The sequence below is a fragment of the Actinoplanes sp. NPDC048967 genome (assembly GCF_040649415.1).
In the GTDB taxonomy this organism is placed as follows: domain Bacteria; phylum Actinomycetota; class Actinomycetes; order Mycobacteriales; family Micromonosporaceae; genus Actinoplanes.
This window is the reverse complement of record NZ_JBEZFL010000011.1, coordinates 54,974-68,021: the sequence shown is the minus strand read 5'-3', so window position 1 is coordinate 68,021 and position 13,048 is coordinate 54,974. Positions and strand designations below refer to the sequence as shown.

Here is a 13,048-nt window from a genome sequence, read left to right as displayed (position 1 = left end):
CTTAGGCGAGATCGGGTTCGGCCCGCGACCCCGCTCTGACCTTGAACCTCAGGTGCAGGACCCGCTCGCCCCGGATGACCACGTGGGGGTCCTCCAGCAGGTGCTGGGCGTTGATGCCGCCGAAGAAGCGTTTGCCGGAACCGAACACCACCGGCACCACATCCATGGCCACCTCGTCGACGAGCCCGGCCGCGAGGATGTGCCCGGCGGCGTCTCCGGCGCTCACCGCGACGTTCCGGTCCCCGGCGAGTTCCTTGGCCTTGCCGACGGCGGCCGTCACGTCGTCGACGAAGTGGTAGGACGCTTCGGGGTGCCAGCCGTCAGGCTTGGGGCGGTGCGACACCACGACGACGTGATCGCCGGCGGGTGGGCGGCCCTCCCAGCCGTTCACCAGGTCGAACAGGTGGCGGCCCATGATGATCGTGCCGATGCCGGCCCAGGTTGACCGGACATATTCGGCTGAGGCCCGCGAGACCCGGAAGCCGTTGCCGGTGCCGGAGTGATCGAACTCCTGGTCGTCGGTCGGGGTGATCGCCGTGTCCCCGTTGAAGTACCAGTCGTGCAGCGGTCCGACATCGTCGTTCAGGTCGGCGATGAAGCCGTCGACCGACACCACGTTGTGCATGGTCACTGTGCCCATGGATCCTCCTCGCTGTTTGCCTCCTGATGGTGTCGCTCTTGGGGCGGCTGGGCTTGTAAAAACCCAATGTCGGGCATCGGACCGCTGTCCGGCGGGAAGCCCGGCTCGGCGGGGAACCGGCGCCGCAAGGCCAGGTATTCGGTGGGGGTGTGGCCGGTGAAGTCCTTGAATTCCTTGCTGAAGTGGGCCTGGTCGAAGTAGCCGGCGGTGTGGGCGAAGTTCGTCCAGTTGACCGGGTTTCGGGCGTCCACGGACACGATCAGCCGAGCGAAGCGGTAGATCCGGGCCATCCGCTTCGGGGTGACTCCGACATGGGAGCGGAACTGCGTGGCGAGATGGGTGCCGCTTACCCCGGCGGCATCCGCAAGGGCGCTGACCGGCACCACGCCGTGGGAGAGCTCCAGGCGGCCGCCGGTGTGCTGGACCAGGGCGAGGCCACGCGACGGCGCTTCGGCGAGGCGCTCGCGCAGCTCCTTCTCCAGCACGTGCAGTGCCGCGGAGGCCGACGACTCGTTACGGAGGCGGTCCAGGGATCGCTGCCAGCGGGCGTCGACGGGGATCCAATGGTTGCGTAGTTCGGATGCTGGTAGGTCGACGAACGGGGAGATGCCCCAGGGTTTGAAATGGACGCCGACGAGGCGTACTCGGGCGGGGTAGTGGATGACGAAGCGCCTGGTCCAGACACCCATGAACCAGCCGTCGGTCAGCAGTGCCGGTGGCACGGACGGGTCGGAGTCCGAAAGGCGGATGGGGTCGCCGAGGTTGAGGAAGAGGTGGGCTGAGGGCATGGGCGGGACGTTCATGCCGGGGTGACGTGGGGTGCCGGCCAGGCAGTAGATGTCGTCGATGAAGCTGTCGAGCGGTGGGGCGGGGACCCGGCCGGAGTACTTCATGGTCCCAGTGTGGATGGCACGCCGGCCGGACGCCGCGTCCAGCGGCTCGTGCAGGTTAACTACTCCCAGGCGTCGTCCGATCCCGGCCGGCCGTGTCGCGCTTGCGCGGCGCCTTGAATCAGAAGAGATCAATGGGGCAGCCCAGCTCTGCGGCTTGCGCTATTGGTGGCCCCAAGAGGTCTGTGCGCGGGGGCGCTCGACTGACCTGAGGTAGCGCCGCAGCATGAAGGCCCCGATGCGCACCTCGGTCAGGACCCGGGTGACATTCCGCGGAGTGCTGGTGGAGTTGACCATGACGGAGCGTGGTGTCGGGCGGTGCTGTCAAGACTGTCGAGCCGGATCGGGCAGTGACTCTGTCCAGCGACGTTGGCAAGCGGCTGTAGGCTTCGGGCTGTACCAGGAACGGTCGGCAATAGGGTAGTAAGAACATGTGGTAGCCGACGAATCAGTCCCGGCCTTCCGGCTCGACGGGGCGCAGCGGCGCTCGGTGGCGGTCGAGCTCTGGAACAAGTGGCGGGCCGAGGGCTACGGGTCTGTTCTGCTGTTCGGCATCTCCGGAGTCGGCAAATCTGAAGGGATCGTCCACCCATTACGGGATTGGGCCGATGGCCAGAAGATCCCCACCGTATGGGTGGATGTTCCAGCCGACACCGTCAGTTTCGATTCGTTGCTTCTGAACGCGATAGTGCAGGAGCTGGGCAACGGCGGCCACGCCCCGTTGGTCGCCCACGCCGACTCACTCGCCAGTGTGCTCCGAACACTATTGCGGGCCGGAGCGCTCGTTATCCTCGACGAGTTCCAGCGCGCGTTGGAGCCCAACGGTGGTCCCCTGGCGTCGCTGGCTCGCATGTTGGAAGATCTTGCCCGGCGTCCGGCCGACACCGGTTGCCTGCTCCTCGTGTCCAACCGACACGTCGATTGGTCGTGGACGGAATCGTTCCACGTGGCCGAGCTACCGCCACCCAATGCTGATGCCGATGCTGTGCAGATCGTCCTACAGCAGCTGAACCCGGAGGAGGAGGCCGCCCAATTTCCCGACCATCGGCGACTGGAGGTGGTACACCGCGTTGGACGCAACCCGCGGGTGCTGCGGCTGCTCGGCCTCCTGTTACGAAGCTCCCACGTCCTCGGCGAGTTGCTACCGCCGGTGCAGACGGACCTCACTGAACCGGTCGATCCGCAACTCGTGGACGGTATCGAACTCAAGCTTCTTGCGAAGGCGGCGGAGGGTCTGCCGGAGGCGACGCGCGCTTTCCTTCGGGACATGTCCGTCCTGCGGGAATGGGCCGACTGGAGTTTGATCGAGGCGATGGCCGATCAGGAAGCCGATGTGCGGAACCTGGTTCGGGAGGGGCGTCAGCGCTTCCTCCTGCAGGTCCGAGCCTCTACGGATCCCGGGTCGGTCGGTCCAGGAGGCCGGTACAAGGTCCATCCGCTCTTGCGGGAGGTTGGCACGGTTCAAATGCGACGGGACGGCGCGGCCTGGCGGGCAGCCAACCGCCGAGCCGGTGAGTGGTACGCGCGCAAGCTCGGAGCTGCCGGTCGGGCTGCTGTGCACGGGCACACTCTCCAAGTCGGACTGGATGGTTCCTCGTACCACCTCGCGGCCGCAGGCGCTGAGGCTGAACTGCGGGCGGTGATCGAGCCGGTTCAGCGGTTTCTCAATCAACAATATGGGTGGTCCGCGAAACCGGCCAGGACCAGCGGGGAACGCGACGCACGGATCGCGTTGCTCGAGTTGTACAACGGCTTGTGGGGCACGGCCGGAACCAATTATCACCTTGCCAGGCTGTTGTGGGAGCGGGGCGGTCCCGGCGATTTTGAGCAGGCGAAGCAGTACGCCCGCCAGGCGACCGAAGACCAAACCCACGCGGATCCGTGGAGGGTGTGGATCCAGCTGGTTCGGGCTGTTGACGGACTAGAGGCTGGCGTCGCAGCCGCGCGTGAGGGCGTGGCGCGGGTGGCACCCACGGCAGCTCTTTATGCCGTTTACCTGCTGCTGGGCGCCTTCCTCGACCTGATGGGTCGTACTGTGGAGGCCGTCACCGCTTTGCGGGAAGGGATTGGTCGCTCCCGAGGAAATGAGCACCGGCTTGCCTCGCTTGCCGCGTTTTTTGCGGCAGCTCAGCCCACCGAGGACCTGCTCGAGGAAGTCTGTGACTGGCTGTCGTCGTCGCCGCAGCTGAAGCCCCAGCATGCATTGGCGCGGGCTTTGCTGCTCGAGCGCCGGAATCGGTGGGCCGACGCGCTGCCGCTGTTGGTCGATGCGCGGCGGCAGGGCACCCCGTACGTCGACCTCGCGCTCCACGAGGCGCTCTGCTACTTGGCCTTAGGCAACGCTGCGGCGGCCCAGGAGACACTCAGCGGAGCAACCTACCGACTCCAAAAATTGTCCGCCACCGCATGGTGCGCAGCCTTCGTAGCACTGGAACTCGGCCGAACGGCGCGTTCCGCCGAACTGCTGCGTGTCTACTTGGGGGACGAAGAGCCGCACTCGACGGCCGACGGGCTCCGCATGCGGTTACTGTACGAGTGGGACATGACTGTCGGTCAGCTGGGCATCGGCACGCCGTCACTCATGTTTCCGGTGCTGCCCCCGGCGCTCAGCGGTTTGTCTGTGGCCACGCTCCGTTCTCAGCACGGTGGGCCGACGCTGCCTCAGCATCAAGCCGTCTCCCCCGCCTCAGCGGCAGACCGACCAAACGTCCTGGCACTGATTACCGCATGGTCCCCAACGAGTGGCGGGGTTAACAGCTTCAATCGGCAACTATGCATATCCCTGGCCGCTACCGCCCAGGTTACCTGTGTCGTGCTCGAAGCCACCGACGAGGAACGACGGCAGGCCGCCGACGCCAACGTCGCGCTCATCGAGGCGCCACGGTCGCCCGGCGCCTCGGACACGGACCGGCTGTCCTATCGTCCGCAGTTGCCAGACGGCGTCTCCCCGGACATCATCATCGGCCATGGCCGATGGACCGGCCCGGCCGCACGCCGTCTCACTGCGGACTACCCGAACGCTAAGCGCCTGCACGTCCTACATGTCGTCCCGGAGGACATCGAGCGATATAAGCCCAAAGAGGGCGTCGACGCGGCAGCGCTGGCTGAGGAACGCCAGGAAATTGACTTAGCCCTGAGCGCCGAAGCCAACTATGCGGTTGCGGTGGGACCACGGATTTACAACTGGTTCCACTGGGATCTCGAACGGCGCGGACTCGACGTAGCGAAACTGATTCGGTTCGACCCCGGTTTCGACTCGGACGACGCCACACTGCGGCAGCCACCGCAACGCCGAATAACCGTGCTCGTCACCGGTCGGATGGAGGACTACCGCCTCAAGGGGCTTGACCTGGCCGCGCGTGCATTCAACGAGGCACGTCTTCGGCGCCGCCCCGGAAGCCCGCCCGTCGAGCTCCTCGTCCGTGGTGCGCCACCGGAGAAATCGACGGTCCTGGAGAACCAGATGCGCGAGTGGGCCAGGGATCCGTCACTTCCGGTCCGGGCGCAGCCGTACACGACCAAGGCCGACCGCCTGACTGCTGACCTGCGCGGCGCCAGCCTAGTACTGATGTCCTCGCGTGCTGAGGGCTTCGGACTGGTTGCCGCCGAGGCCATCGCGGCGGGCACGCCGGTGCTGATGAGTAGCGAGAGCGGCATCGGAGAGCTGCTCGAGGGTCTGGAGCCGGAAGAGGCCGGACGGATCGTGGTAGCGGTGACCGGCGACGACGATCGTGACGTAACGGCGTGGAGCAACGTGATAGACAGTGCGCTCAGAGACCGAGACGCAGAGTTCCGCCGGGTAGCGGCCCTTCGCGGCCGGCTTGCCGCGAGACTCACCTGGTCCGGCGCCGCGGTTGAACTTCTGAAGCAGGTGTGCGGAGCGGGTGACGATCCAATCAGCGAACCGAGCCCATCACCTAAGTAATGATCAACAACAAGGGTGCGGCCGCGATTTCGGCCATTGCCCAAAGGCTCCGGCGAGGCCGAGGTCCTGCGTCGGGTTTTGCGACGCAGGCTGATGGCGGAGCCAGGCCTGGACCCCGCCGAGACGGGGCGACCGGGTGTTGAAGAGATCAGGCTTCGTGCAGGACCTGGACCGGCTGCAGCAGGTCTTGACGGATCCGGCCAAGGGGGAACAGTGAGGCGGATGCGACTTCCTGGTGCGGACTGAAGGCGGACTGCGGTTCGCACCCACAGGGAAAGTTTGCTCTACCAGAGCGTCGGAGATCCTGCGTGACCTGCAAGCTTAAATGGCGCGCCCGGCAGGATTCGAACCTGCGACCGACGGATTAGAAGTCCGTTGCTCTATCCGCTGAGCTACGAGCGCCTGGCCGGCCCACGGAGTGTGCTGGCCAGCACATACTAGAGTTTCGCCGCCGCCCGGTCGAGCCGGATGTCAAGCCGTCGTGGCCTCCGCTTTGTCCTCCGGGGCCGGGGGTACGGAGATCTCCGGCGTTCCCTTCGGCGGGACGAACGCGTCGACCCATCTGCCCAGTTCCTGGAAGAGCTCTGTGCGTACGTCCTTGCCGGACAGCGTCAGGTCGTGCATGCCGCCGTCGAACCGCGCGATCGTCACCCGCGGCCCGAGCCGCGGCGCCCAGCGCACGATGTGCTCCACGTCCAGGACCGAGTCGCTCAGCCGTACGTCTTCGCTCCAGCTCCTGCCGCGGAAGGTCCGCGTCGAGCACGCGACCAGGATCGGGGCGTCGATGGCCAGCCCGGCGCGCAGGCGGGCCTGGCCGCGGCGGATCGCTTCGAGCCATCCGGTACGGACGGGGAAGCCGTTCACCGGTTTCCAGGCGAGGTCGTACGTCCACTCGCCACGGTGATCGCTGTGCAGGCTCTGTCCGTACAGGCCGAGCGTGCTCATGGGCAGCACGCGGTACGGATTCCGGCTGCTTGTGCGGCCGACGACGTTCATCAGTGGCCTGCGCAGCAGCCACGGCACGTTGAAGTCGAAGAACGGGCTGTTGAGGAACAGGCCGTCGACGATGCCCTGGTCGTGGCGGGAGTGCGACCACAGCGACGTGATCAGGCCGCCGGTCGAGTGGCCGGCGACGAGCAGCTGGTCGTGGCCGTCGTCCTCGCGGATGATCCGGGCCGCCTCGTCCAGCTCCGGGTAGTACTCGGTGAGGCTGCGCGCGAAGTTCGGCGTCTGGTGCGGCAGCAGGCTGCGGCCGTACTTGCGCAGGTCCAGCGCGTAGAAGTCCCAGCCGCGTTCGACGAAGAAGTCCGCGAGATGGGTCTGGAAGAAGTAGTCGACGAAGCCGTGCACGTACAGCACCGCGCGCCGTGACGGGGTCTCCCCGCGCCGGCGGACCAGGGTCGCGACGACGGCGCCCTCGTCGTCGCTGCCCAGGTCGATGGTGAGTCGCTCGTACGGCACGCCCAGGACGTCGGTCTCCACGCCGCCAGGTTACCCACGCGTAGGGACCTTCGCGCCATACCAGATCACCGGGATTTTCCGCGGTTTTCCACATTCCCCCGTCGTCCACAGGCTCGCGCGGCTCCTGAAGCGGACACCGGGGCGTTCGGCGCACGCTGCTTCCCAGATCGCCCGCCGCACTTCCCCCTCGATAAGGAGACGCAGTGTTCGACACCAACATCGTGGTGGTCGGGAACGTCCTGACCGCGCCGGAATGGCGCCGCACCGCCAGCACGAACACCCTGGTCGCCAACTTCCGGGTGGCGTCGACCGCCCGCCGGATGGACCGGGAGACCGGCCGCTGGGTCGACGGCAACCAGTTCCGGGTACGCGTCAACTGCTGGCGCCGGCTCGCCGAGGGAGTGGCGGCCTCCGTCACGGTCGGCGACCCGGTCGTGGTGGCGGGACGCCTCTACACCCGCGACTGGACCGACTCGGAAGGCAACCTGCGCACGACGTACGAGATGGAGGCCGTGTCGGTCGGTCACGACCTGTCCCGGGGCCGGGGCCGGTTCTTCCGCAACAAGCCCACGTCGGCGACGAGCGCGACCGAGACGGCGGAGAGCGACAGCCAGGTCCGCGGCGAGACGGCGGTCCCGGTCGGCGAGGACGAGGCACCCACCGTGTACGGCGACGGCGTGCTGGACGGCGACGAGCCGACGTTCGAGGACGTCCCGGCCACCACGCCGGGCGGCTTCGACCCGCTCGCGACCCTGCGCGGCGGCAGCATCGAGCCGTTCGACACGGAGATGGTCGTGCCGGCCGCCATCCCGGCGCCGGATCCCGACGACTCGGAGCCCGCTCCCGAGCCGGGTACGGAGAGCGCCCCGGATCCCGAGCCGGCACCTGTTCCGGGTCCGGGGCCGGGCTCCCGGTCCAGCTCCGGGCCCCGGTCGAGCCGTTCCGCGGACCGTGGATCGGCTGGTGCGGGTGCTGACCAGCCGGACGCCGAAGGCGAGAGCTCGGCCCGTCGCACGGGCCGGGGCCGGACCGCCAGGCGCCAGCCTGTCCCCGCATGATCGCCGAGCGCTTCCCCTCGGCGTGACCGCTTCGGCGTGACCGCCGGGGCGCTCCACCTGGCGTGATCGCTGGGCGTGATCGCCGGGCGTGACCGCCGGGCGCTCCACCTGGCGTGATCGCTGGGCGTGATCGCCGGGCGTGATCGCCGGGCGTGATCGCCTTCTGAACTGCCGTCGTTGCGAGCGACTTCCCCCGTTGGTTTCGCAACGGCGGCACCGGACCGGCCCCTCCCTTCCGCCCACCCGGCCGACAGCCTTGTGTTCCGGCGCCGACCTCCGCGGCCGCCACCGCAAGGGCAGTTCGGGCGGTGCGCACCGGGCTTCGGTGCGGGTGGTCGAGGGCCGGCCGGCCGATGGGGTCCCGCCGGGGGTGCAAGCGGGTCCCATCGGCCCGGCGGATGGGTGTCCGGTGGTCGACACCCATCCGCCGAACCCCCTGCCGCGCGGTCCCAGCGACTGCCGGCGGTCCGGTCGCCGTCCTCGCAGGCGGACGACGGCCGGGCCCTGAACGCGGCGGCGGACCATTCCCCTGTCCGCCGTCCGAAGCCGGTCGACTCCGGCGCCCTGGGGTGAGGCGTCGCGAACGACCGGCGGGGCGGGTGGGTGTTCGGTGGTCGACACCCACCCGCTACCCCCGCCGCCCGTCCTGCTCCGGGGCGCTCCCTCCCTGAGAGAAAGGCGCAACCGCTCGGCAAAGCGGACCTGCGCCCGAGCAGGGCGGGCGGCATCCAATCAGCCTGGCGGCCGCCCGACGGGTGGGCGCGCCGGGACCAGCAAAGAACGCTCACTAGGGTGGTCGGAGTGGAAAGAGCAGGCCGGACACTGACCGCGCGACCGGGCGCCACCACGGCCGATGCGCTCGGCCTGCTGGCCGGTTTCGCACTGGACGCCGTGGTAGGCGACCCGAGGCGCTTCCACCCCGTAGCAGGATTCGGACAAGCGGCCGGCCTGTTGGAGCGTCGTCTCTACGCACCCAACCGCTGGGCCGGCGCCGCGTTCACCACGGCGGCGGTCGGCGTACCCGTGGCCGCAGGTCTCGCCGCCTCCCTCCTCACCCGGCGCCAGCCCCTCGCCCGGGCCGCGCTGGTCGCCGCCGCGACCTGGACCGTGCTCGGCGGTCGCACACTGCGCCGCGAGTCAGCCGTCATGGCCTCCCACCTGGAGAACGCCGACCTGCCAGCAGCTCGCGGCCGCCTCAACCACCTTTGCGGCCGCGACCCGTCGACCCTCGACGAGCCCGAGCTGGCCCGCGCCACCGTCGAGTCGGTCGCCGAGAACACCTCCGACGCCGTCGTCGCGCCGCTGTTCTGGGGCGGGTTGTTCGGGCTGCCCGGCCTGCTCGGCTACCGGGCCGCCAACACCCTCGACGCCATGGTCGGGCACCGGTCGCCGCGGTACGCCCGCTTCGGTACGCCGTCCGCGCGGCTCGACGACGCCCTCAACCTGCTGCCCTCGCGGCTCACCGGGCTGTTGACGGTCGCCGCGGCGCCGCTGGTCAAGGGGCGTCCGGCCGAGGCGCTGCGGGTGTGGCGCCGGGACCGCAACGATCACCCCAGTCCTAATGCCGGCCAGTGTGAGTCGGCCATGGCCGGGGCTCTGGGGGTGCGGTTGGGCGGGCGGAACGTCTACTTCGGGCGTACCGAGACCAGGCCGCTGCTGGGTGACGGACCGCGCCCGTCCGCTCGCCATCTGCGTCGCGCCGCACGGCTTTCGGGGGCGGTCGGCTCGGGCGCCGTCGTGCTCGCCGCCGGCGTTGCGCTGCTCCGGGCCGCTGTGGTTCGCCGGGCGGGTATGCGATGAGCGGGGGGCTGCTGGTCGCCGGCACCACGTCCGACGCCGGCAAGAGTGTGCTCACCGCCGGCATCTGCCGGTGGCTGCATCGCCGGGGCGTCAAGGTCGCGCCTTTCAAGGCGCAGAACATGTCCAACAACTCGGTTGTCGTGGTCGGTGCCGACGGGCGCGGCGGCGAGATCGGCCGGGCCCAGGCCATGCAGGCCGCGGCGTGCGGTATCGCCCCGGACATCCGCTTCAATCCGGTGCTGCTCAAGCCCGGGAGCGACTTCTCCAGCCAGGTCGTGCTGCTCGGCCAGGCCGTCGACACCGTGACCGCGGGCAACTACCGGTCGCTGCGTCCCCGGCTCGCGGAGACCGCACACGCGACCCTGGCCGAGTTGCGCGCCGAGTACGACGCGGTGATCTGTGAGGGTGCCGGCAGTCCGGCGGAGATCAACCTGCGGGACGGGGACTTCGTCAACATGGGTCTGGCGCGGCACGCCGGGCTGCCGGCGATCGTGGTGGGCGACATCGACCGCGGTGGGGTCTTCGCGGCGTTGTTCGGCACGGTCGCGCTGCTCAGTCCCGAGGATCAGGCGCTGGTCAGCGGCTTCGTCATCAACAAGTTCCGTGGCGATCTCGGTTTGCTGCGGCCCGGGCTCGACATGATCACGGCTGTCACCGGGCGGCCGGTGCACGGCGTGCTGCCGTTCAACCTTGACGTGTGGCTCGACGCCGAGGACTCCCTGGCGTACGGGCGGATGCTCGGCCGGCCCGCCGCGCCGCGCGGCACCGAGTGGTTGCGGGTTGCCGTGGTCCGGCTGCCGCGGATCTCCAACGCCACCGACGCCGAGGCCCTCGCCACCGAGCCCGGCGTGCAGGTGCGCCTCACCATCGAGCCGGCCGAGATCGCCGACGCCGACCTGGTTGTGCTGCCCGGTTCCAAGGCCACGGTCAGCGACCTGGCGTGGCTGCGCGAGACCGGCCTGGCCGACGCGATTCACGCGCATGCCGCGGCCGGCAAGCCGCTGGTCGGGATCTGCGGCGGCTTCCAGATGCTCGCCGGCACGATCCACGACGACGTCGAGAGCCGCCGGGGCACCGTGCCGGGCCTCGGCCTGCTGCCCGTGGACATCACCTTCGGTGAGCGCAAGACCCTGGCCCGGTCGCGCGGTGCGGCCTGGGGGCAGGTCCCGGTGAGCGGCTACGAGATCCACCACGGGTACGTGTCCGCCGGCGATCCGGCGCCACTGCTGACGTACGAGGACGGCACGCCCGAAGGTGCAGTGGTCGGTGCGGTCTGCGGGACGCACTGGCACGGTGCCTTCGAGTCGGACGAGTTCCGCCGCCGGTTCCTGACCGGGGCGGCACGGCAGGCGGGCCGGCGCGGCTTCGTGGTCGCGCCGGACACCCGCTTCGCGGAGGTCCGCGAACGCGCGCTCGACGTCCTCGGCGATCTCGTCGAGGAGCATCTCGACACCGATGCCCTGTGGCGGCTCATCGAGTCCGGGCCTCCGCGTGGCCTTCCCTTCATCCCGCCGGGTGCGCCCGATGGCGGCTGAGACGTTCGCCGCGCTCGCGGAGCGGATCTTTCAACAACCGCCCCGGCTGGGACCGGTACGGCTGATAGCCGTCGACGGGCCCAGCGGGGCGGGCAAGAGCTGGTTCGCGGCTCGGCTGGCCAAGGCCGCTGACATCCCGGTCGTGCACACCGACGACCTGCTCGACGGCTGGGAGGACCAGTTCAGCTTCTGGGCGCGGCTTGAGGAACAGGTGCTCGACCCGTTGCGCCACGGCCGTCCCGCCAGTTACCGGCGGTACCTCTGGCACCGCAGGGCGTTCGGTGGGAATCCGGTCATCGTTGAGCCTGCTGAGGCCGTACTGCTGGAGGGTGTGACCGCCGCCCGGCGGGTGATCCGTCCGGAGCTTTCCTTCTCCGTCTTCGTCACCGCGCCGGCTGATCTGCGGTGGCGGCGGGCTTTGGCACGCGACGGTGCCGACGATGTTGCCTTCCGGGCGTACCTTGAGCGCTGGCGCGTGAACGAGGACCGGCACTTCACCGCGGATGCCACCGCGGCGCACGTGGATCTCCTGGTCGACGGGGCCGCGGAGGGTTTCGACGATCGGTACGAACGGCTCTGGCCGGCGCCGCCGGACTGAACCACGATCAGCCGCGTTGGCGGCGGGAACGGTGGACGGACGATGACGACCGAGGAAGAGAACCGGCCGGCGCGGCGCCGGATCACGCTGACCGGCATCAGCTCGCGTGCCTGGGAGCACCCCGCCGACCGGGGCGCGCTCACCGCGCTGCGCGAGCTGCGGGGCTTCGACGACGTGGTGAAGGCGTTCTTCGGCATGTGGAACGAGCGCGGCTTCCGGCTGTCGTTCCTCGCCGGCTCGATCCGGGTCGACCACCGTCAGTATCCGCGCGTCTACCAGCGTTTCGCCGAGGCTGCCGCCACGCTCGACGTGGCCGAGCTGCCTGAGCTCTACGTCAGCCAGTCGCCGGTGATCAACGGCCAGGCGATCGGCATGGACAAGCCGTTCATCGTCATCACCACCGCCGCGGTCGAGAAGCTCGACGACGAGGAGCTGCGCGCGCTGCTGGGCCACGAGATCGGGCACGTGCGCAGCGGCCACGCCGTCTACAAGACCATCATGATGATCCTCACCCGGTGGGCCGCGAGTCTGAGCTGGCTGCCGGTCGGCGCGATCGCCCTGCGCGCCATCATCGCCGCCATGTACGAGTGGTGGCGCAAGGCCGAGCTCTCCGCCGACCGCGCGGGCCTGCTCGCCGGTCAGGACCCGGCCGCGTCGCTGCGGCTGCTCATGAAGCTCGCCGGCGGCGGCGACCTCTCCCAGATCGACACGGCCGCGTTCCTCGAGCAGGCCGCCGAGTACGAGGGCGGCGGCGACCTGCGCGACAGCATCCACAAGCTGGGCATGACCGCCTGGAGCACCCACCCGGTGCCCGTCGCGCGCGCCGCCGAGCTGCGCAAGTGGGTCGACTCCGGCGATTACGGCCGGATCCTGGGCGGGGACTACCCGCGCCGCGACTCCGACGGCAACGCCTCGGTCACCGACGACGTCAAGGCCGCCGCCGACTCGTACCGTGAGTCCTTCAACACCTCGCAGGACCCGCTCGTCGGTCTGCTCCGCAAGCTCGGCGACGGCGCCGCCGACCTGGCCGGATCCGCCGCGCGGGGCGCCCGGGGCTGGGCCGGCAAGGGTCGCCGCCCCGACGACGAGCCGCCGGCGCCGCCGGCCGGCTGAGTTGTCCACAGGCCCGTGAAGCAGGCCC

Annotated in this window: 9 protein-coding genes and 1 tRNA gene; 6 read left to right on the top strand and 4 right to left on the bottom strand. The window is 69.6% G+C overall.

The window, feature by feature from the left end:
* Position 1: 1 nt before the first annotated feature.
* Both AB0C12_RS36650 and AB0C12_RS36645 read right to left on the bottom strand, forming a co-directional pair.
* Entirely contained in the window at positions 2 to 640 is a 639-nt protein-coding gene (locus tag AB0C12_RS36650) for a dihydrofolate reductase family protein (RefSeq protein ID WP_360554938.1), read from the bottom strand.
* The gene (locus tag AB0C12_RS36645) at positions 628 to 1,533 is read right to left on the bottom strand and encodes a helix-turn-helix domain-containing protein (RefSeq protein ID WP_360554937.1); all 906 of its coding nucleotides are present in this window, start codon (positions 1,531 to 1,533) and stop codon (positions 628 to 630) included. Before AB0C12_RS36645 ends, AB0C12_RS36650 begins: the two co-directional genes overlap by 13 nt.
* A 430-nt stretch (positions 1,534 to 1,963) precedes the next feature.
* Here AB0C12_RS36645 and AB0C12_RS36640 point away from each other — a divergent pair, with 430 nt between their 5' ends.
* On the top strand, positions 1,964 to 5,455 hold the full coding sequence (locus AB0C12_RS36640; RefSeq protein WP_360554936.1) for a glycosyltransferase: 3,492 nt from the start codon (positions 1,964 to 1,966) through the stop codon (positions 5,453 to 5,455).
* Positions 5,456 to 5,781: 326 nt separating this feature from the next.
* Here the strand turns inward: AB0C12_RS36640 and AB0C12_RS36635 are convergent.
* Positions 5,782 to 5,857 (bottom strand) — tRNA-Arg (locus AB0C12_RS36635).
* 69 nt (positions 5,858 to 5,926) lie between these two features.
* A complete protein-coding gene (locus tag AB0C12_RS36630; RefSeq protein WP_360554935.1) occupies positions 5,927 to 6,937 on the bottom strand; it encodes an alpha/beta hydrolase in 1,011 nt (336 codons plus the stop codon).
* A gap of 182 nt (positions 6,938 to 7,119) precedes the next feature.
* On the opposite strand from AB0C12_RS36630, the gene ssb reads away from it, so the two are divergent.
* The 5 genes from ssb (at position 7,120) to AB0C12_RS36605 (ending at position 13,020) form a co-directional block, all read left to right on the top strand.
* Positions 7,120 to 7,974 carry a single-stranded DNA-binding protein gene (gene ssb, locus AB0C12_RS36625; protein ID WP_360554934.1) on the top strand — a complete coding sequence of 285 codons (855 nt, stop codon included), beginning with the start codon at positions 7,120 to 7,122 and terminating at the stop codon, positions 7,972 to 7,974.
* Between the two features lie 801 nt (positions 7,975 to 8,775).
* On the top strand, positions 8,776 to 9,774 hold the full coding sequence (locus AB0C12_RS36620) for a cobalamin biosynthesis protein (RefSeq protein ID WP_360554932.1): 999 nt from the start codon (positions 8,776 to 8,778) through the stop codon (positions 9,772 to 9,774).
* The gene (locus AB0C12_RS36615) at positions 9,771 to 11,309 is read left to right on the top strand and encodes a cobyric acid synthase (protein ID WP_360554931.1); all 1,539 of its coding nucleotides are present in this window, start codon (positions 9,771 to 9,773) and stop codon (positions 11,307 to 11,309) included. Before AB0C12_RS36620 ends, AB0C12_RS36615 begins: the two co-directional genes overlap by 4 nt.
* The gene (locus AB0C12_RS36610; RefSeq protein ID WP_360554929.1) at positions 11,299 to 11,907 is read left to right on the top strand and encodes a hypothetical protein; all 609 of its coding nucleotides are present in this window, start codon (positions 11,299 to 11,301) and stop codon (positions 11,905 to 11,907) included. Before AB0C12_RS36615 ends, AB0C12_RS36610 begins: the two co-directional genes overlap by 11 nt.
* A 42-nt stretch (positions 11,908 to 11,949) precedes the next feature.
* Positions 11,950 to 13,020, top strand: coding sequence for a M48 family metallopeptidase (locus AB0C12_RS36605; protein WP_360554927.1), 1,071 nt, complete (start codon positions 11,950 to 11,952; stop codon positions 13,018 to 13,020).
* Positions 13,021 to 13,048 lie beyond the last annotated feature (28 nt).

Bases quoted from the DNA above. Each gene is read 5' to 3' on its own strand.
- AB0C12_RS36615 (WP_360554931.1), top strand. From the start codon at position 9,771: ATGAGCGGGGGGCTGCTGGTCGCCGGCACCACGTCCGACGCCGGCAAG.
- AB0C12_RS36645 (WP_360554937.1), bottom strand. From the start codon at position 1,533: ATGAAGTACTCCGGCCGGGTCCCCGCCCCACCGCTCGACAGCTTCATC.
- AB0C12_RS36650 (WP_360554938.1), bottom strand. From the start codon at position 640: ATGGGCACAGTGACCATGCACAACGTGGTGTCGGTCGACGGCTTCATC.
- AB0C12_RS36605 (WP_360554927.1), top strand. From the start codon at position 11,950: ATGACGACCGAGGAAGAGAACCGGCCGGCGCGGCGCCGGATCACGCTG.
- AB0C12_RS36610 (WP_360554929.1), top strand. From the start codon at position 11,299: ATGGCGGCTGAGACGTTCGCCGCGCTCGCGGAGCGGATCTTTCAACAA.